General features: G+C 71.1%; 12 protein-coding genes. 8 read left to right on the forward strand and 4 right to left on the reverse strand.

Features of this window, described 5'->3' with window-relative positions:
* Positions 1–32 precede the first annotated feature (32 nt).
* Positions 33–818 (forward strand): alpha/beta fold hydrolase, encoded by a 786-nt coding sequence (locus NLX83_RS38930; protein ID WP_254240310.1) that lies wholly within the window; start codon positions 33–35, stop codon positions 816–818.
* Here the strand turns inward: NLX83_RS38930 and NLX83_RS38935 are convergent.
* Positions 799–2,568, reverse strand: a complete 1,770-nt coding sequence (locus tag NLX83_RS38935) for an AfsR/SARP family transcriptional regulator (RefSeq protein WP_254240311.1) — start codon at positions 2,566–2,568, stop codon at positions 799–801. The genes NLX83_RS38930 and NLX83_RS38935 overlap by 20 nt on opposite strands.
* Positions 2,569–2,875: 307 nt before the next feature.
* Here NLX83_RS38935 and NLX83_RS38940 point away from each other — a divergent pair, with 307 nt between their 5' ends.
* From NLX83_RS38940 to NLX83_RS38965, 6 genes are all read left to right on the forward strand, one after another.
* Entirely contained in the window at positions 2,876–3,433 is a 558-nt protein-coding gene (locus tag NLX83_RS38940; RefSeq protein WP_254240312.1) for an EF-hand domain-containing protein, read from the forward strand.
* A 9-nt stretch (positions 3,434–3,442) separates the two neighbouring features.
* Positions 3,443–4,249: an SDR family NAD(P)-dependent oxidoreductase gene (locus NLX83_RS38945; protein ID WP_254240313.1), complete on the forward strand. Its 807-nt coding sequence runs from the start codon at positions 3,443–3,445 to the stop codon at positions 4,247–4,249.
* Positions 4,246–5,559 carry an acyltransferase domain-containing protein gene (locus NLX83_RS38950; protein WP_254240314.1) on the forward strand — a complete coding sequence of 438 codons (1,314 nt, stop codon included), beginning with the start codon at positions 4,246–4,248 and terminating at the stop codon, positions 5,557–5,559. The genes NLX83_RS38945 and NLX83_RS38950 overlap by 4 nt, the downstream gene beginning before the upstream one ends.
* Entirely contained in the window at positions 5,556–10,595 is a 5,040-nt protein-coding gene (locus tag NLX83_RS38955) for an SDR family oxidoreductase (protein ID WP_254240315.1), read from the forward strand. The genes NLX83_RS38950 and NLX83_RS38955 overlap by 4 nt, the downstream gene beginning before the upstream one ends.
* Positions 10,549–12,363, forward strand: coding sequence for an acyl-CoA dehydrogenase family protein (locus tag NLX83_RS42170; protein ID WP_254240316.1), 1,815 nt, complete (start codon positions 10,549–10,551; stop codon positions 12,361–12,363). Before NLX83_RS38955 ends, NLX83_RS42170 begins: the two co-directional genes overlap by 47 nt.
* Positions 12,364–12,546: 183 nt before the next feature.
* Positions 12,547–13,125 (forward strand): GNAT family N-acetyltransferase, encoded by a 579-nt coding sequence (locus NLX83_RS38965; RefSeq protein ID WP_254240317.1) that lies wholly within the window; start codon positions 12,547–12,549, stop codon positions 13,123–13,125.
* Here the strand turns inward: NLX83_RS38965 and NLX83_RS38970 are convergent.
* The gene (locus NLX83_RS38970; RefSeq protein WP_254240318.1) at positions 13,106–13,624 is read right to left on the reverse strand and encodes a hypothetical protein; all 519 of its coding nucleotides are present in this window, start codon (positions 13,622–13,624) and stop codon (positions 13,106–13,108) included. The two genes, NLX83_RS38965 and NLX83_RS38970, sit on opposite strands and share 20 nt — an antisense overlap.
* Before the next feature lie 9 nt (positions 13,625–13,633).
* Positions 13,634–18,022: a hypothetical protein gene (locus NLX83_RS38975; protein WP_254240319.1), complete on the reverse strand. Its 4,389-nt coding sequence runs from the start codon at positions 18,020–18,022 to the stop codon at positions 13,634–13,636.
* Positions 18,023–18,269: 247 nt separating this feature from the next.
* On the opposite strand from NLX83_RS38975, the gene NLX83_RS38980 reads away from it, so the two are divergent.
* Positions 18,270–18,710 (forward strand): nuclear transport factor 2 family protein, encoded by a 441-nt coding sequence (locus tag NLX83_RS38980; protein ID WP_254240320.1) that lies wholly within the window; start codon positions 18,270–18,272, stop codon positions 18,708–18,710.
* A gap of 143 nt (positions 18,711–18,853) precedes the next feature.
* Here the strand turns inward: NLX83_RS38980 and NLX83_RS38985 are convergent, their stop codons facing one another.
* Positions 18,854–19,609, reverse strand: a complete 756-nt coding sequence (locus NLX83_RS38985; protein ID WP_254240321.1) for a TetR/AcrR family transcriptional regulator — start codon at positions 19,607–19,609, stop codon at positions 18,854–18,856.
* Positions 19,610–19,619 lie beyond the last annotated feature (10 nt).

Consider the following 19,619-nt stretch of genomic DNA (forward strand, 5'->3'; position numbering starts at 1 on the left):
CCCAAGGTAGTTGCCCTCGATGGGAGTGTGTCATGCGTGTTTTAGCCGCCCTTGCCGCCGCGGCCCTGCTCGTCACCGCTGGATCGGCCGTGGCCGGGACTCCTGAGGCCCCCGCCGGGGCCCGGCCCACCGTGGTGCTCGTGCACGGTGCCTTCGCCGAGTCCGCGAGCTGGGCCGGGGTGATCACCAGGCTGCGCGAACGGGGCTATCCGGTGATCGCCGCCGCGAATCCGCTGCGCGGCCTGGCCGGCGACGCCGAGCACGTCTCCCGGGTGATCCGCAGCGTCAAGGGGCCGGTCGTGCTCGCCGGGCACTCCTACGGCGGTTCGGTGATCACCAACGCCGCCAGGGGAAACCCCAACGTGAAGGGCCTGGTGTTCGTCGCGGCGTTCGCGCCGGAGCAGGGGGAGAGCGGGGCGGACATCGCCAAGCGGTTCCCCGGCGGCACCTTCGACGAGGTCGTGGAGAAGATGCCGCTCGGCGACGGCAGCAACGACCTCTACATCCGTCAGGACCGGTTCTGGGACCACTTCGCCGCGGACGTGCCCGCCGCCGAGGCGCGGGTGATGGCCGCGACGCAGCGGCCGGTCCGCGACGTGGCGCTGGCCGAGAAGTCCGGCGCGCCCGCGTGGAAGACCGTGCCCTCGTGGTTCCTGCTGGCCGGGGCGGACCAGAGCATCACGATCGCGGCTCAGCGGTTCATGGCCGGGCGCGCCGGGGCGCGCGCCGTCGTCGAGATCACCGGGGGCTCGCACGCGGTCGGGGTCTCCCACCCCGGCGCCGTGGTCGACCTGGTCGTCAAGGCCGCCCGGGGCTGAGCGTCGGCGCGGGGGCCGGGGCGGGCGTCCCGGCCCCGAGCACCGCGGCGAGCCGTCGGGTCAGCGGGTCGATGGTGAATCCGTCCATTGTGGACCGGACGAGGTGCCACGCGACCAGCTCGCCCAGCGGCCGCCGCACGCTCGTGGTCGAGGTCCGGAGCAGGCCCGCCGCGTCGCCGAGGGTGAACGACGAGTGCGGCAGCAGCCCCAGCAGCGCCAGCAACCGTTGTGCGGGAAAGGAAAGCCGTTCCTGGGTGCGGGCGAAGGCGGCCGGCAGGGATGCCGCCTCGTCACCAGGGACGACCAGCGCGGCGAAGAAGTCCTCAGTGGACAGATCGCGGGCGTGCTCGCGCAGCGACTGACCGCACCGGTTGGCCCCGGCGATCCGCACCGCCAGCGGGTTCCCGCCGCACAGCCGCACGATCTCCTCGGCCGCCCCGTACTCCGTCATCACCAGCGCCTCCCCGGTGACCCGGCCGAGCAGCGCGATCGAGTCCGCCGAGGGCAGCGGCCCCAGCTCCACCCGGGAGGCGCCCTGCACCGCGACCAGCCCGCTGAGCCGGTTCCGGCTGGTCACCACCACCGTGCACGGCGCGGTCCCGGGCAGCAGCGGCCGGATCTGGTCCGCGCTGTCGGCGTCGTCGACCATGATCAGCATCCGGCGGTCGGCCAGCGCGGACCGGAACAGCGCGGCGGCGGCGTCCACGCTCGCGGGCACCTCGGTCACCGGAACCCCCAGCGACACCAGGAAAGCCGTCAGCACGTCCAGCGGGGCGGCACCGCCGCGCAGGTCCACGTGCAGCTGCCCGTCCGGGAAGCGCTCCGCCGCGCGGTGCGCCCAGTGCAGCGCGAGCGCGGTCTTGCCGATCCCGGCCGCGCCGGTGATCACGACGATCGGCCCGGGTTCGGCGTCCAGCCGGGCCAGTTCCTCTTCTCTCCCAAGGAAGTCCGGCACCGCGAGCGGCAGCTGGCGCGGCAGCACCGCGCTCGCCCGCGCCGGGTTCAACGACAGGTCGCCGTCCAGGATCCGGCGCCGCAGCTCCCGCAGCGCCGCGCCCGGTTCGACGCCGAGCTCCTCGCGCAGCAGCACCTCGGCCCTGCGGTAGGTGGCCAGCGCGTCGCCCTGCCGCCCGCAGCGGTGCAGCGCCCGCATCTCCAGCTCCCACAGCCGTTCCCGCAGCGGGTGCGCGCTCGTCACCGGCGGCAGTTCGGCGGCGGCGACGTCGTGCCTGCCCAGCGCGAGCAGCGCCGAGAAGCGGTCCTCGGTCGCGTCCAGCCGCAGCTGCGTGAGCCGGGCCGCCTCCGCCTCCAGCGCCGGGGGCAGCGGCAGGTCCTCCAGCACGGCGCCGCGCCACAGCTCCAGCGCCCGGGTCAGCCGGTCCAGCGCCAGCCCGGCCTCGCCAGCGGCCAGCGCCGCCCCGCCCTCGGCGGCCAGCCGCTCGAAGCGCTCCGCGTCCAGCTCACCGGGCTCCACCCGGAGCAGGTACCCACCCCGGCTCGCGGGCAGCCTGGGCGCCCCGCCGTCCTCCAGCACCTTGCGCAGCCCCGCCAGGTACGACTGGAGGTTCGCGGCGGCCGACGGCGGCGGCTCGTCCCCCCACAGCTGCCCGACCAGCTCGGCGGTCCGGACCGGCCGGTTCGCCCGCGACAGCAGGATCGCCAGCGCGACCCGCTGCTTGCGGCGGTTCAACACGACCGGTGCGCCGCCCGCGTCACGGACGTCCAATGCGCCGAGCACCCGGAATCTCACGTCGTGCAGCGTAGGGAGCCGCGCTTAACGCGCACTAATCGCTGTTTTGCCGTGCTATATGAAAGCGATCATGGAGTTCTCCAGATCATTCCACGATCGGATTGGTTTGGCGGGACTCTGCGTAATCGCTGAGCCGCTCCACCTGCGTGAAGGATGATTCCCGAACGTGCGACTTACGCGCCCCTTTGGTCGCGGCTAACGTCGATTAACGACCCGGCCTGTCGAGTTGATGACCGTGGTCGCGTCATTCTTTCCGCATTCTTTTCAGTCGCTCTCGCGCGCCCGTAAACGATGGGATGTGTTCGTGATGACCACTTCGGCCACCAGCCTGCTCGACCGCAAGTACGCGAGGCGGTTCGCGATGTTCGACGTGGACGGGGACGGGTACCTGGAGGCGGGGGACTTCACCGAGCTGGCGAATCGGCTGATCGAGGGGCTGGGGGCGGTCCCGGACTCGGCGACGGCCCAGCGCGTGCGGGAGGGCTACCAGGACCTGTACGCGGCGCTGATCAGGGAGATCGACACTGACGGCGACGGCCGGATCTCCCAGCGGGAGTTCGTCGCCGGGATGGCGCGCGTGGCCGGGGACCGGGCCGGGTTCTCCCGGATGATCGAACCGTTGGCGCGCACCAACCTCCAGCTGTGCGACGCGGACGGGGACGGACTGCTGGACCGGCCGGAGTTCGCCCGGCTGCTCGGCCTGTTCAACGCCGTTGCGCTGCCCTCGGCCGAACGGATCTTCGACCGGCTGGACACCAACCGCGATGGCATGCTCTCCGTCGCCGAGATCCTCGACGCGCTCTGCGACTTCTACCTCAGCGACGATCCCGGGTCACCGGGAAACCTGCTCTTCGGCGCGGTCTGAGGGGCAGCCATGTTCGGTCTCGAAGGAAGAACGGTGCTGGTCACCGGTGCCTCCAGGGGTATCGGCAGGGCGATCGCGCTGGCCTGCGCCGAGGTGGGCGCCGACGTGGCGCTGCTGGCGCGCGGCACCGACGCGCTGCGCGAGGTCGCCGAGATCGTCGAGAAGCTCGGCCGCCGCGCCCTCGTGCTGACCTGCGACGCCGGTGACGAGGACCAGGTGCGCGCGGCCGTCGCGGACACCGTCGCGCAGTTCGGCAGGCTCGACGTGCTGGTCAACAACGCGGGCGGATTCGGCTTCGCCGGGCCGTTCCTGGAGCTGACCGCGCGGGACTGGGCCGATGCGATCCGGCTCAACCTGGACTCCGTCGTCCACTTCTGCCGTGCGGCCGGCCGGGTCATGGTGCGCCAGCGCTCCGGTTCGCTGATCAACATCGGTTCGGTGTCCGGGGTCGGCGGGGTGCCGATGCTCTCGCACTACGCGGCGGTGAAGGCGGCGGTGGTCTCGCTGACCAGGTCGCTGGCGGCGGAGTGGGCCGCGAGCGGCGTCCGGGTCAACTGCGTGGTGCCCGGCTGGATCACCACCGAGCTGACCAGGGCGATGTCCGGGCAGGAGGAGGTCTCCGAGGGGCTGCTGCGCGCCGTGCCCGCCCGGCGGTGGGGCGATCCGGAGGACGTCGCGGGCGCGGTGGTCTACCTGGCCGGTGACGCGGCGAAGCTGACCACCGGCTCCTGTCTGACCCTGGATGGCGGCATGACCAGCACGATCGGCGGTCCCACGCTGATCGACATGCTGGAGATGGGGCGGATTCCGGTATGAGCGCCAGGACCGTTCTGCTGTTCCCCGGGCTCGGGGCGTACTCCACGGGCATGCTGCGGCAGGCCGCGGGTGAGCACCCGGAGGTCGCGGAGACCTTCGCCGGGATCGACCGCGCCGCCGCCCGCCACGGTGTCCCCTCGGTCGCCCGTGTGGTGCTGCACGAGGAGCCGCGGCCGATCCGGGAGATGCTGGCGTTGCCGACCGAGGTGCTCCAGCTGGCGATCTTCGGCGCCTCCGTGGTCACGCACCGGGTGCTGGCCGCTGCGGGACTGCGGCCCTATGCGTTGCTGGGCCACAGTTTCGGCGAGATGGCCGCGCTCGTCGCCGCCGGGGCGTTCACGCTCGACGACGGGGTCCGCCTGGTGTGCGCCCGTGCCGAAGCCCTCGCCGAGTGGGAGGGCAGGGGGGCGATGGCCGCGATCGGCGCCAACGAGGCGGTGACGCTGCACCTGATCGGCGCGATGGACGAGCCGGACCTCGCGGTCGGGTGCCTCAACGCGCCGCGGCAGACGGTGATCAGCGGCCCCGTTGAGGCGATCGACCGGGCCGGGCGGGTGGCGAAGGCGCTGGACCTGTTCTACGCCAAGCTGCACCTGCCGTACGCCTCGCACCACCCGAGCGCGCGGCCCGCGGTCGGCAGGTTCCTCGGGCTGATGGACGGGATCGAGCAGAAACCCTTGGAGCACAAGGTGTATTCGCCAGTGCACGGTCGTTGGTACAGCGACGCCGACGACCTGAAGTTCGCCATCGCGGAGTGCATGGTGCTGCCGGTGCGCTTCACCGACGCGGTCCGCGACCTGCACTCCTCCGGCGCGACGGTCTTCGTGGAGTCCGGTGCGCTGAACGCGCTCACGCGCTGCGTCGAGCTGACGGTTCCCGGAGTGCGGACGGTCGCGCCGCTGCTGGACTCCTCGGACGAAACAGGGGGGCTCCGGCGCGTGCTCACCGGTGAGTCCGATGTGCGTCCGCCGCGCACCGACACCGCTTCGGCGGTCGTCGCGCCCGTGGAGATTCCCGCGGCGCGCGAGCCCGAGCTTGGCAGCTCCGCGGTGCCGGACAAGGACACCGTGCTGGCGAAGCTGCGCGCGCTGTACGCGGCGGCGCTGGAGTACCCGGAGGACGTGCTCACCGAACGGGCCCTGCTCGAAGCCGAACTCGGCGTGGACTCGTTGAAGCAGACCGCGTTGCTGTCGCGGGTGGTCGAGGAGTTCGGCCTGCCCGACCGGCCCGGTGAGCTGCGAGTGTGGGAGCTGCCGTCGCTCGGGGCGATCGCCGACCACGTGCTGGGCGCGGAGCGGGTTCGGTCATGAGCGAACGGGTTGTCCTTGTCACGGGCGGAGTCCGGGGGCTGGGCCGGGCCATCTCGCTCGCGTTCGCCGGGCACGGCGACCGGGTGATCGCCAACTACTTCCACGCGCGGGAGGAGGCGGTCGCCTTCGAGGCCGAGCTGGCGGCGCGGGGCCGCCTGGTCGAGCTGATCAGGGCTTCGGTGGCCGACCGCGGGCAGGTCGATGCGATGTTCGACGAGATCGCGGCCCGCCACGGGCGCTTGGACGTGCTGGTGAACAACGCGGCGTCCGGCGCGTTGCTCCCACTGTCCGAAGTGGACGAATCGCACTGGCAGCGGGCCTTCGACACCAACCTGCGCGGCAGCCTGTGGTGCGCGCGCAGGGCGGCGGAGCTGATGACGGGGGAGCACCCGGCGATCGTCAACCTGTCCTCGCTCGGCAGCAGCCTGGTGATCAGCGACTACGCCACGGTGGGCACGACGAAGGCCGCGGTCGAGGCGCTGACCCGTTACCTCGCCGTCGAGTACGCCGGGCGCGGAATCCGGGTGAACACCGCGTCGGGTGGCCTGCTGGACAACGCGATCGCCGGGATGTTCCCCGACGCTCAAGCCCTCGCGGACCAGGTCAGGGCGGCCACGCCGCTGGGCAACCGCCTCGGCACCGAGCGGGAGCTGGCCGAGCTGGTGGTCTTCCTCGCCTCCCCTGCGGCGTCCTGGATCACCGGCCAGACCGTGGTGGCCGATGGCGGGCTCTCCCTGGGCTCGATGTCGTTGTCCCCCAAGCCTTCGGTGCCCGAGCCGGTGCCTGAGCCGGTTCCTGGCGCGGTCGCCGTGGTCGGGATGGGTGTGGTCACTCCGGGCGCCAACAACCCGGACGAGCTGTGGAAGGTGTTGTCCGGTGAGGACAACGTCTTCGTGGAGCCGGAGTGCTTCGACATCTCCTCCTTCCACTCGACGGACCCGGCCGCCGAGGACCGCTCGTACACGCCACGATCCGGCTTCATCACCTCCTTCGTTCCGCATCCCCGACTACAGCCGGTTGTGGAGCGGAGCACCCTTTGGCTGCGGCACAGCCTGCTCACCGCACTCGACGGCGTCACCGTCGGCGACCGGTGTTTCGCCGCGTTCGGCGCGACCGTGGACGGCAGCCAGGAACTGGAGGAGTACCTGGTCTACGCCGGAGCCCGGAAGCATTTGGGAGACAACGGCACTCTCCGCGACCGGTACGTGCGTGAGGTGAATCCCTCGGAGTACCTGCCACATCGCGTCGGCCGCAACGCGATCGATGGGCTGCTACCGGACAAGACCGAACTGGTGATGGTGGACACGGCGTGCTCGTCCTCGCTCTACGCGGTGGACCTCGGCATGAAGGCGCTGCGAGAAGGCTCGTGCGAGGTCGCCGTCTGCGGCGGAACGTTTGCTTACAGTGCACGGAATCTGGTGCTCTTCTCGAAGCTCTCCGGGTTGTCCAGGTCGGGCCGGGTGCGGTCCTTCGACCGGGCCGCGGACGGTGTGCTGTTCTCCGACGGTGCCGGAGTCGTGGTGCTCAAACTGCTCGACAAGGCCCGTGCGGACGGTGATCGGGTCCTCGGCGTGATCGAGGGCGTCGGCCTGTCCTGCGACGGGCGTGGCAAGGCGATCTACGCGCCCAACGAGGCGGGCCAGGTACTCGCGCTCCGCCGGGCTTATGAGCGCACGGGAACGGACCCCGCCTCGGTCCACTGGGTGATCGGCCACGCGACGGGCACACAGGCGGGGGACAGCACGGAACTGGCCGCCTTGCACCGCGTCGCGGGTTCCGGCCCGCCCGCGCTGTTGTCGTCGAACAAGCCGATCGTCGGGCACACCGGATGGAGCGCGGGCATCGTCTCGCTGGTGCAGGCGTTGTCCGGCCTGCAGCGTGGATCGGTGCCCGCGCAACGGTATCTGCGGCAACCCATCCCGATCCTGGACAGCAGCAGGTTCCGGCCGATGACCACGGCAACTCCTTTGCCAGCGAAGCGACCCCGCCGCGTCGCCGTGTCGTCGTTCGGGTTCGGCGGCACCAACGCGCACCTCCTGCTCACCGACGCGCCGTCAGCTCACGAAGGCACTATCTCCGCTGACGAGCTGGTCGTCGTCGGCTGGTCAGCCCACCTGCCCGGGTTCGACGCCGCCGAGACATCGGCTTGGTTCCGCGGTGAGCGCGCCGCCCCGGACCCGGACTTCGGCGCCGACTACCCGCTGCCGGACTTCGCCGAGGTCCGGCTTCCCCCGGCGACGCTGCGCACGATGGACCGCGGCCAGATCATGATCCTGCGCGCGGCCGGTCAGCTCGATCCCCGGGTGCGGGCGGTGTGCGAAGAACTCAAGGACACCACCGGCGTCGTGGTCGGTCACACCGGGCCGACGAGGCGCGCCGTGCAGTACGCGCTTCGGTGCTACCTGGGCGATCTACGCCGCCGCGTCGGCGAGGACCCCGGGTTCGACGAGCTGGAGCGGGAGGTGCGTGCGGCGGTGCCGCCCAGCACGGAGGACGCCTTTCCCGGGATCATGCCCAACCTGATCCCGGCCCGGCTGTCGGCGTTGGCCGACTGGCACGGGCTGAACCTCACCGTGGACACGGGACTCTCCGCCGGGATCGACGCGGTGCGTTGTGCGGAGCGGTATCTCCGGCACGGTGACCTCGACGTGGCCGTGGTGGCCGGTATCAGCGGCAACAGCGGCCCGGAGCTCGCCTCGGTGCTCGCTGACCAACCGCCCGTCGCGGAGGGCGCGTTCATGGTGGTCCTGACCCGCCGTGCCACGGCGTCGCGGCACGGCCTCCCCGTTCTCGGCACGCTCCGCACCGAGCTGGCCGCGGTTGATCCTTCGTCCAGGCCGCAAGCGCTCCGCCCGCTGGCCGGGCTCGGCCGCACCTATCTCGGCGCGGACCCGATTCTGGCCATGACCGCGGCCTTGGCCGCCGAACGCGAGTGCACGATCGGTGCGGCCGAGACGTGGGGCCCGCGGATCATCGTCTCCCCAACGCGTGCCGCTGTCGAGCGGATGGAGCGCCGCCTCGTGCCGGTGCCCGCACGTGTCGTCCGAGCGGAGCTGCCCGCGGTTCCCGACGGCGCACTGGTGATCACGGAGGAGACCGAGGACGTGCCGAACGCCAGGCACATCCGCGTGATCGTCGACGTCGGGGCTTCCCGGACCGCTCCGGATGACCTCTCTGCCTTGCTGCGCCTGCGAAAGGTGCACGACCTGGCCTACCTCGCGGTGCAGCGGTGGGAGGACGGCGGTTCGTTCGCGGTGCTGATGGTCGACGCCCTGCGCGACGGGGTCGTCCACCCCGCCACCGCGCCGTTCACCGGCTTGGTGAAGAGCCTCGCCAGGGAGAGGTTCGCCTTCGCCGTCCTCACCGACTCGAAGGATGTCCGGCCGGACCTCCTCGCCACGGAGTCGGCTCTGGCGCGTGAACTGGCCGTCGCGGTGTACTCCGGCGGCACGCGGATGGAGCACGTCCTGTTCGCGGCGCCTGTCCATCCCGGCCCTCCGCAACGGCTTGAGGTCGTCGTCGCGGTCGGTGGAGCGCGCGGGCTGACCGCACGGCTGCTCGCCGACCTGGCCCGTGCGCACCGGCCGGAGATCTACGTGCTGAGCCGGACCTCCCCTGGAGAGCGAACCGATGTCGGTACGCGCCAGTCGTTCATCGCCGCCAATCCACAGTGGACAGTCCAGGAGGCCTCGACGGAGTTCGACCGACTGCTGGCGGGTGCGCGGGCACGGCGTGAGCTCGACCTGCTCACCGGTCTGTGCGGTCCGGGGAAGGTGCGCCACATTCCCTGTGACATCACCGATTCGGCCGCTGTCATGGCCGCGATCGACCAGGTTCCCCCGCGCGTGGACCTGCTGATCAACGCCGCCGGGCTGCACAACGGGGGTGAGGTCCGGTCGGTGCCGCTGGAGCGGGCACGTGCCGTTCGGGACACCAAGCTGCTCGGCTACCTCAACCTCCGCCGCGCCTTCGCGGGCCGGGAACCCGCGCGGTGGGTCAACTTCGGCTCGCTGCTCGCGGTGCTGGGCTGGCCGGGGGAGGCGGACTACTGCTCCGGCAACGACATCCTGAACGCGGCGGCCACCTGGCAACGGCATTTCGGCGGCACCCACGAGACGACGCTGTCCTGGGCGCTGTGGCGGGAGTCGGGTTTCGCCGCCCAACCGGTGATCCGAGACCACCTGCTCCGGCAGAACGCGCTCACCGGGCTCTCCGACCGTGACGGCTGCGCGCTGTTCGCGGCCGAGTTGTCCAGTGTGGACAGTGCTCCTGAGGTCACCTACCTCGGTCCGGCGGAGCGTGCCCTGATCTCACCGCGCTGGTGTCCCTCCGCGGGCTTCCTGGAACACCACCGCGTCCGTGGTCGCGCCGTCGTACCCGCCGCGATGCTCGTCGACCTGGTCGCGCGTCCCGGGGAGGTGGTCACCGACCTGGAGTTCCACGCGCCGGTCCTGCCGGGCTCGGACTACCGGGTGACCGGCGATCGCGTCCTGAGCGATCTCATCGCGCCGAACGGCGCTCTGCTCAAGGCCGATCGCGTGCACATGACGTACACCATCCACAAAGGATCGTCCGGTTCTCCCGTGGTGGAACGCGTTCCAGGCTCACCGATCACACCGCCCTTCTACGGGCCGGGAGGCGAGGTCGAGCTCAGCGGTCCCTTCGCCTCGCTCCGCGATGTCCGTACTTCCGACGCGGGCGGGTCGGCGGTGTTCGCACCGTCGTTGGGAGAGTGGGACTTCGCCTCATTCCGCATCCCCGTGCTGCTCGTCGATGCTCTGGTGCAGCTCCTGTTGCTGCCGCGCACTGCGATTCCAGTGCGCATCGGCCGGATCGAACTGCGCACCGACCTCAACGATGTAGAGCTGCTTTCCCGTTATGGCAATGAGATCGTGCTCGCCACCGACACCTCCGGCTCCGCTGTGGCGAGTGTGGCCGGAGACGTGCTCGCCGTGGTTTCCGGAGTGCGGACAAGACAGGGAGAACCCAGTGAGCGATCAGAGCCTGCAAGCGCTGGCGCGGCTCGTACACGGTGACTGTGAGCCGGAGTTCCGCGAGGAGCTGCGGAAGATCTTCCGCGACGAGCTGTTCGCGCCGCGTGAGGGCCTCACCTACCAGGAGGAGCTGCGGCTGACCTACGAGCGAATGCGCTTCGCCAACGACCACGTCAGCGCTGACGAACTCGTCGAGCACCCGCACCGGCTGTTCGCGTTGCTGGAGTGGTCCGCCGTGGTGAGCCCGTCCCTGTTCGTCGCGATGGTGACGCACTACTGCGGCGCCTTGGCGGCGATCCGCGAACTCGGTGCGGGACGCGACGACCTCGACGAGTACATCACCGCTTTGGAGAAGATGACCGCGACGGGCGCACTGCTGATCACCGAGCTGGGTTACGGCAACAGCCACGTGTCGATGCGCACGCGGGCGACCTATGACCACGAGCGCCGGGACTTCGTGCTGCACAGCCCTGACGAGGCCGCGCGCAAGTTCATGCCCAACGTCGGCCTCCCCGGAGTGCCCAAGCTCGCGACGGTCGCCGCGCAGCTCAACATCCGCGGTGAGGATCGTGGCGTGTTCCTGTTCGTCGTGCGCCTCCGTGACACCGACGGCCCGCTTCCCGGAGTGTCGATCACCCAGCTGCCCGAGGCGACCCAGGTGCCCATGGACTACGCGGTGATCTCCTTCGACCAGGTGCGGATTCCGTTGAGCTCCCTCCTGCACGACAGCGCTTCGATCACCGAGGAGGGTGGCTTCCACGATCCCGTCGAGGACCAGAAGCTGCGCCTGGTGCGGTCGCTCACCGTCGCCCAGAGCGTGCGCACCGCCCAGACCGCCGCGCTCGCTTCGGTCGCTCGGGCCAGCGCCCAGATCGCTTTGCGTTACTCGATGCGCCGTCCCGCCATGGAGCCGGACAGCCCGTGGGTTCCCGTGATCCGCCACCGCACGCAGCAACGCTCGCTCTACACGGCCCTGGCCACCGCCTACGCCCTGACCTGCCACGCCAACCGCGCGAAGACCGCCAAGGCCACCGCGATGACCTGCAACTCCGCCAACCGCCCCGTCCCACCGTCCACTTTGGACCCGCTGGCGCGAACCCTGTCGCTGACCAAGGCGATCACCACCTGGAAGACCGAGCGCCTGACCGCCGAGTGCAGGCAACGGTGCGGCGCGCGCGGGGTGTTCACGGTCAACCGCCTGCTGGACTACCAAGGCTTGGCGATCGTCAGCGAAGCCGCGGGCGGCGACAACTTCCTCCTGTGCCTGGACGCCGCGCGATCAATGGTCGCCGAGGTGCGGTACACCCCGCCGACCTCCGACCTGCTCGATCGCGACATGTGGCTCAACCTCGCCAGGACCCGCGAACGCGAACTCCACAGGGCCTTGAAGTCCCAGGACTCCCTCACCGAGGCCGTGGAGTTCGCCGAGGCACACGGCAGCCGCCTGATCCTGGAGAGCCTGTTGGCCTCTGTGTCCTCTGCGTCCACTGTGGACTCGCCCGAGGCCGCAGCGGCACTGCGCCCGCTCTGCGCCCTGTACGCGCTGACCGAGATCAACTCGTCGGCGGCGTGGTACCTGTGCGAGGGCCTGTTGACCCCGGCCCAGGTCCGTGCGATCCCGCAGCGCCTCAACGAGCTGTGCGAGGAGCTGACCCCGCACGTGGACCTCCTCCTCGCGGCCTTCGAGCTGCCCGAGGACGTCCTGCGCGTCCCGATCACCGACGGCGACCTGTCCATGGTGGCGGGTGCGGTCGGCCTCCCGGAGCAGCGCGCCGCACTGGAGCAACCCCTGGCGGTCCCTGCGCCGTGAGCCGGTGATCCCCACGCCGAACCCAGGAAGAGACACCGCAGTGCAAGGCTTCGAACGGTTCGCCTCCGTCCACGCCGATCGCCGAAAAGCGCGCACTCGGTGCTGACGGTCGACCTGGTCGATGAGCCCGGTCATCCGGGTCCTCACCCTCTTCGCGGCGAAGCTCAAGCAAGGTTGACCGACATGCCGAAGCTCGTTTCGCCGGTCTGCGCGCCCGGAAGTCTCGCGAACTCCCCACAGCCCGCGATCCCCTTGGCGAGCCTGACCCTGCGACCATGGCGCACCGAAGATCGCCCAACCCTGCTCACCGCCTTCGCGGAACCTGACATCCAACTGTGGCACCGGTTGTCGCTGGAGTCCGTCGCCGAGGCCGAGGAGTGGGTCACGAGCTGGGTGCTGCGTTGGGCGGCGGAGGAAGCGGCCAGCTGGGCGATCACCCTTGGGGCGCAGGTGCTCGGACAGGTCGGGCTACGCGGAGTGGACCTCGCCGAAGGGTACGCGGAACTGTCCTACTGGGTGCTTCCCGAGGCGCGTGGTCAGGGCGTTGCGGCGCGCGCCACCGAAGCCCTTGCCGACTGGGCGTTCGACGTGGTCGGGCTGCACCGGCTGGAGATCGGGCACTCGGTGCGCAACACGGCGTCCTGCGCGGTGGCACGACGGCTCGGATTTCCCTTGGAGGGCACGAAGAAGAGCGCCTACCTGCACGCGGACGGCTGGCACGACGCCCATCTGCACGCTCGGGTCAAGCCCGCCGCGCGGTGAAGAAGAGCCCGCACAGCAACAGCGTCAGCCCGGACAGCACACCGCTGACGATCGGCACCCAGGCGACCGCGGACGTCCACACCATGGCCAGGCCGATGCCGCCGAGGATCGTCATGACCACGCCGGGGACGGCGATCGTCCAGGTCTTCCACACCGGGACGAAGGCGACGAAGTGGATGCCGACGACGACCGCGATCCAGGCGATGTTCGCCTGCACCGGGGCTTCGAGGGCGCGCAGCACCTGGAAGCCGCCGAAGAGCGCGACGACCTCGGCGAGGACCACGAACCAGTAGCCCTTGGTGAAGCCGCCGGTCGCCTTGTCCGCCGCGGGTTTCCCTGTCTGCCGAAACGTTACGACGAGGACCGCCGCCAGCAGCACGACGGCGAGGACCCGCGCCGCCGTCGTCAAGGCGCTGCCCAGCGGCGCGCCCGCGTTCGCGAGGACGAACGCCGTCCCGCCAGTTGCTCCGATGAGGGTTCCGATGGCCTGCTGCCGCACCGGCGGAGACTACCCCGCGGCGAGGCCGATCGACGGTGAGACGAACGGCACGTACGCCAGCCCCAGCGGATTCCCCTTCGCCAGCAACGCGATCCGGGCGCGCATCACCGCGACCCCGATCGCGTCCCGGTTGATCACGAAGGAGCGCAGCACCTCCTGGCCGAACTCGTCGGCCAGCTCCTCGAACACGGTGGTCTCAGTGCCGATCACGCCGCTGGCGAGCGCCTCGTTGACGAAGTAGCCGACCAGACCCATCGCCCGCTCCGGCCGCATCCCGGTGACCTTGCTGGTGTTGAGGAACACCAGCGGCCTGCTCCGCTGCCAGCGCAGCCTGCGCTGCCGGAGGTCGGCCGGGGTGAGCGGTTCCTCGGAGTCGGTGCCGACGCGCAGGAACGGGGTGTCGCCGTCGACCCCGCCGTGCGAGTAGAAGTAGACGACCTGCGGGTCACTGTCCAATTCGGACAGTGTGCGCTCGTGGGTCTCGCCGAGCTGGAACCCGCGCCACGGCAGCATCCTGCGCAGCGCCGCGCTGTGCTCCTCGGCGGAGGCGAAGCCGCGGTAGACGCCGCCCGCCAGGCCGACACCGTTGCCGGAGGGCAGCGTCGGCGGCAGCGACGGCCCGAGCCCGACCGAGACCGGCAGGCCGAGCGCGTGCCGGAAACCCCAGAACCCACCGGGGCACACCGTCGTCGGATCGGGCTGGCGCGCGTGGGCGCAGGTGCGCAGGAAACACGGACTGCCGTACAGGCCGCCGCGCTGCACGGCGGCGAGGAAGTCCGCGCACAGCCGCAGCACCGGCGAGCCGATGTCCAGCGGCAGGTCGTAGATCAGCGCGGTCGGCAGCACGTGGCGGCTCGACGGGGCGAGCGGGATCTGCACGAACCCCGGCTTGGCGAACGCGGCGCCGACGTGCTCGGGCACCCCGCTCATCAGGAGCTGGTACAGGCGACGGCCGTGCGTGGCGAGCAGGCCGAGGTCGAGGGTGAACTGCTCGACGGTGGGCGGTTTGGCGTAGCGGTACTCCAGTCCGGCGCGCCACGGTTCGGCGCTGGCCCACGCGACCCGGTTCAGCGCGCCGCGCGCGAGCCGGATCTCCTCGGCGAGCTGGTGTTCGCCGAGCGAGGTCTCCGCGCGCAGCGTCTCCCTGCCGTCGGAGGCGACCAGCCGGACGGACTGGCTCCCCCTGCCGTCCCCGGTGAGCAACAGGCTTCCCGAGTGCTCGGGGACCTGGGGCATGCTGAGCGTCTCCGCCGGGTCGGCCACCCGGTAGTCCACTGTGGACGTCATGGCATTGGGGCAGGGCACGGGTTTCGCGGTGATCTGGACGTGCACGAGGATCGACTGCACGAGGGTCTGCCGCCAGTAGACGTTGCAGCGCACCCGTGCGGGGCCGAGCGTGTACGGCGAGGTGACCGGGAAGCACAGCCGCGTCCCGTCCTGGACGATGGACGGCTGCCGGAGCACCGTGGAGCTGCCGTCCGCGCCCAACCGGATCTGGCCGAGCGCCGCGTCCTGCTTGATCGCGAACTCGCCGGGGAACTCGAACAGCGCCACCGACAGCACCGCGTCCTCCGCTCCGGTGACGGGCGGTGGAGCCTGGATCTCCACCCAGAACCAGAAGTTCTGCGCGGCGGGCACACCAAGTCCGGCGTCGAGGTCCTTGCGCGGATCGGCGGGCAGCGCGAGCCCCGTGCGCACGGTGGTGACCTGCGCGGGCCAGGGCCCGCTCGTCCGGCCACCGCTCGTCGGGATCGGGTGCGGTGCGGAGAGTTGCGGCGATGCGGGCCGGGGGATCGCGGGGCGCGAAGCCTGCGCGGGGTGCGCCGGGTGCATCGCGGGCACCGGGATCGCGGGCGACGACATCACGGGCGACGACATCACAGGGGATGACGCGGTCGCCCACGGCGCCGGTGCGACCACCGTCGGTGCCGCGATCGCCGGGGAGGCGCCGTTCGCCGCGCCGTTTGCTGTCGCGGGCGCCTTTGCGATCATGGTCGGTTGGGCCACGACCGTGGTCGGGGCTGCTTCGGCGGGCGGCGGGTTCTCGGAACGCGAGAGTGCGACGGTCGCGGCGGGTTCACGCTTGAGGACCGTTGTCTTCTGCGGTTCTGGAGCGGAGACCTGGGAGAGCAGCTTCTTGATGCGCGGCGTCTCCCCGGTCGGCAGGGCGTGCTTGCGCCGCGCGCGCTTGAGCACCGTGGTCTCAGCGGTGGACGGTTGCTGGGGGGTGGTGCCGTTCGGGCTCGTCGCCATCGACGGCCAGCCGCCCCACGAGCCCGTCGATGCGTCCACAGTGGACGGTTCGGGTTCCTCGGTGTTCTCGGCGTGAGATGCCGCGGGCCGCGCTTCGGTGTCGCGCAAGGCATCGCCACGCGACACCTCGGCACTGGGCGTCGGCTCGAAGCTGGGTGGAGCCTCGACGCGAGGCAGCGGTGTCTCCGAAGGCGGCGGGGTCGCTGGCCGGGATGGCCTCGCGACGCGCGACCGTGCCTTCACAGGGGGTGGCTGCTCGACAGGAGACCGTTCCTCGACACGGGGCGGCGCTTCGACGCGAGGCAGCGGTTCCGCGGGCGACGGCGTTTCCGCCGAAGGCAGCCTTTCCACCGAAGGCAGCGTTTCCACCGAAGGCAGTGGTTCGACGGACGGCGGGGCTTCGATACGAGGCAGGGACTCGCCGGGCGGCAGCGCCGTGATGGACGGCAACGCCTCGCCGGACGGCTGCGGTTCAACGGCCGACCGCGGCTCAACCGGAGGCTGAGGTTCAACGGGAGGCAGCGGTTCAACGAGAGGCAGAGCCTCGACGCGGGGCAGGGAATCGACAGAAGGCGGCGTCTCGGTGGAAAGCGAAGGTTCGACGGCAGGCAGGGCCTCGACGCGAGGCAGGCTTTCACCGGGCGGCAGGAACTCACCGGACGACAGGGAATCCGAGGGCGGCGGGGTTTCGACGCGGGGCAGTGGCGGCTCGGCGGCAGCCCTGGCCGCGCGCCCGGTGGCCGTCTCGACAGGAACGTCGGCGGGGGGCTCGGTGGGCGCGAGCGGTTCGGGGAAGGCGGAATCCCAGGGCACGTCGAGGATCTCGTCCTCGGCGCGGCGGTGCCTGCCGCGCGGCCGGGGGCTCGGCGTGCTGAGCGTGGACTCGATCGCCTGCACGACGGCGCGCCGTCTGCGAGCGGGCTTCGGGGCCTTGGGCACCACGGACATGCCGTTGGCCGCGGGCTGCTCCTTGAGCCGGACCGCGCCGGTCACCGGGTCGGACTCCACGACCCGGTCCAGCTGGTTCAGCATCTCGGTGTCACCGGCCTCGGCCGCGTGCCGCACGGCCTCGCTGAACTGTTCGTTCGCGGACACCATGTTCCCTTCAGCGCGGGCGGTCAGCGCGGCGCGCACCGCCCTGGCCAGGTCGGACTTGCCCAGCACCGCCGCGACCATCGGGTCGAGCGGCAGGGTGCGGCCGATCTCCTCACTCCAGCTCGCGGTGACCAGGCCCGCGGCGAGCGGGACGAACTCGCCCGGTTCTCCCGCCGTGGCGGGCCGGACCAGCCGCGCCCTGGTCGCGATCACGGACTGGCCGGAGCCGGAGGGTTCCAGTTCGACGCGCAGGTGGTACTCGCGCCGCTCGGCCCCCCACGCGTCGGTGCGGTAGCCGAGCCTGCCACGGCGCTGCGTCAGGTCCACGTGCACGGGGTGGACCTGTTCCAGCAGGCGGACGCGGGCGCCCTTGGGCAGCCACAGGCGCAGCGCGGTGTCGCTGACCGACTTGGTCATCATCCCGGCGACCGCGCTGACCAGGTTGGTGGGCAGCCGCGCGGGGTCGGCGACCAGTTCGACCGAGCCGCCCAGCCTGCCCGCGATCGTGCGCAGCCCGCCGACGTCGCTGTTCTCGCCGACCGCGACGCAGTCGCAGACGAAGTGCCCGGCGCACGCCTCGGCGGCCCGCGCGAGCTCCCGCTCGTCCTCACCGCTGTCACGCGCCGTGACCAGCAGGGCGTGGCGAACGGCACCCTCGTGTTCGACGAACAGTCGATCCGCCAGCGCCAGCCAGTCGCGCATCGTGGCCGAACCGCTGCCGGGCGTCACGATGGACACGGCGGCCTTGGCGACGGCGCGGTTCTCCGGGGTCGCCGGGCACAGCTGGCGACCGACCGGGAAGGCCATCCGGGACCCGGCGAGCACGGCGAAGGCGACCCCGTCCGGGAGGGCGTCGACGGCGGCCATGACGGCCTGCTTCAGGTGGGCCGAGCCGTCGAAGATGATCACTTCGGCGGCCGGGGGCGGTTCCGAGGGCGCGGCGGGGAGCGGGGTGGCGCGGACCGAGAGCACCGCGTCGAGCTCGCGGGTGCCCGGCGGCAGGTGCTCGTTGTGCGAGACCTCGATGTCGAATCCGAGTCGCTCGCGCATCTCCTGGCCTTCCCGGGACGTCGTCAGCGGGCCGTGCTCTGCGGAGCGCTGCTCACCGTCGGCGGGACCACGAAACGCTCCTCCAGATGGGTGCGAACCGAACACGAGGCAGCACACATGGTTGCACGCCATCCCTCGACCGCGTGAGACGCAATCACATCCATGGAACCCGATCCGGGAACTTAGCACTCTCCGCACTTGTCGTATGATGTACGGTATGGTGTACGGCGAACGAGGAGGAGAGCAGATGTCAGGTGTGCCGGAGTCGGTCGCGGACAGTGGCGCGTTCCAGCCGAGCGAACAGGACGTGGCGAGCGTGCACGCGTGGTTCGCCGAGTACGACGCCCACGCCGCCGCCGGTGACGTGGAGAAGATGGCCGATATGGCGATGTACCCGCTGAACGTGGTCAGCGACTCGCCGGAGGGCAACGGCGCGGCCGCGCAGTGGGCGCGCGCGGGCTTCGTCGAGTCGATGAAGCACGTCGTCGGCGGCGCGGGCGAGGTGAAGATGGAGTCGGTCCGGAAGCCGATCTTCCTGACCGGCAAGCTGGTCGTCGTCATCACCGAGGCGACCTTCACGACGGCCGAAGGGGCCCAGGACGTCCGCTACGCCGACGTCCTGGTCAAGGTCGACGACAGGTGGCTGTTCCAGACGATGATCCAGGGCGGCTGGGGCGAGAACCTCTAGTCCCAGCCGGGTAGGGGCGTCTTCAAGTACCCCCGACCCCCTCCGCGGCAGTCGCAAACCGCCCCCAACCCCGGCGACGGACTCCAGGGGTTGGGGGCGGTTTTCGGTCGTGACAAGGGGGGTCGGTAGGACTTGAAGACGGGCTAACGGCGGTTCACCAGGGATTCGATGCCGTCGAGGATGCGGGCGAGGCCGAACTCGAAGGCGTGGTCGGGGTTGACGGCGGCGTTGTGCGCCTCGCCCGCGGCCACGCCGACCGCCGCGGCCAGCGGGTAGGTCTCCGGGTCGGACATGCGGGCCAGGAACGGTTGGTGCGCCTGCCACCACTTCTCGTCGGTCATGCCCGTGTGCTGCTCGGCCTGCGCGGTGTCCACGCTCGTGCGGGCCGCGCCGTGGACGAAGCCGAGCACCAGGGTGATCACCGAGTCCATCTCCACCATGGTCAGCCCGATGCCGTCGACCGCGCGCAGCTCGTAGTCGTACTTCGCGATCATGTTCGGCCCGAGCACCGGCCGGTTCGCCGCGACCTGGAGCAGCCACGGGTGCCGCAGGTAGAGCTTGTGGTTCTCCCTGGCCACCTGCTCCAGCCGGACGCGCCACGGTTCGCCGCCGAGGTCGGGGCGCGCGGTCTCGCCGCACACCATGTCCTGCATGACGTCGAACAGCTCGCCCTTGCCGGGGACGTGGGTGTAGAGCGACATCGTCCCGACGCCGAGCTGCTCGGCCACGCGGCGCATGGACAGCGCGCCGAGCCCTTCGCGGTCGGCGACCTCGATCGCGGCCCGCACGATGCCGTCGACGCTGAGGTCCGTCCTGCCCTTCCTGGCGCTGCGTTCCGCGGTGCGCCACAGCAGCGCGAGGCTCCGGGCCGGGTCTCCCGTACCGCTGTATTCGGCCATGTAACGCCTT

The sequence above is a fragment of the Allokutzneria sp. A3M-2-11 16 genome (assembly GCF_024213555.1).
Lineage (GTDB): Bacteria > Actinomycetota > Actinomycetes > Mycobacteriales > Pseudonocardiaceae > Allokutzneria.

Bases quoted from the DNA above. Each gene is read 5' to 3' on its own strand.
- NLX83_RS38930 (WP_254240310.1), top strand. From the start codon at position 33: ATGCGTGTTTTAGCCGCCCTTGCCGCCGCGGCCCTGCTCGTCACCGCT.
- NLX83_RS38980 (WP_254240320.1), top strand. From the start codon at position 18,270: ATGTCAGGTGTGCCGGAGTCGGTCGCGGACAGTGGCGCGTTCCAGCCG.
- NLX83_RS38945 (WP_254240313.1), top strand. From the start codon at position 3,443: ATGTTCGGTCTCGAAGGAAGAACGGTGCTGGTCACCGGTGCCTCCAGG.
- NLX83_RS38965 (WP_254240317.1), top strand. From the start codon at position 12,547: ATGCCGAAGCTCGTTTCGCCGGTCTGCGCGCCCGGAAGTCTCGCGAAC.
- NLX83_RS38955 (WP_254240315.1), top strand. From the start codon at position 5,556: ATGAGCGAACGGGTTGTCCTTGTCACGGGCGGAGTCCGGGGGCTGGGC.
- NLX83_RS38940 (WP_254240312.1), top strand. From the start codon at position 2,876: ATGACCACTTCGGCCACCAGCCTGCTCGACCGCAAGTACGCGAGGCGG.
- NLX83_RS38950 (WP_254240314.1), top strand. From the start codon at position 4,246: ATGAGCGCCAGGACCGTTCTGCTGTTCCCCGGGCTCGGGGCGTACTCC.
- NLX83_RS38975 (WP_254240319.1), bottom strand. From the start codon at position 18,022: ATGCGCGAGCGACTCGGATTCGACATCGAGGTCTCGCACAACGAGCAC.
- NLX83_RS38985 (WP_254240321.1), bottom strand. From the start codon at position 19,609: ATGGCCGAATACAGCGGTACGGGAGACCCGGCCCGGAGCCTCGCGCTG.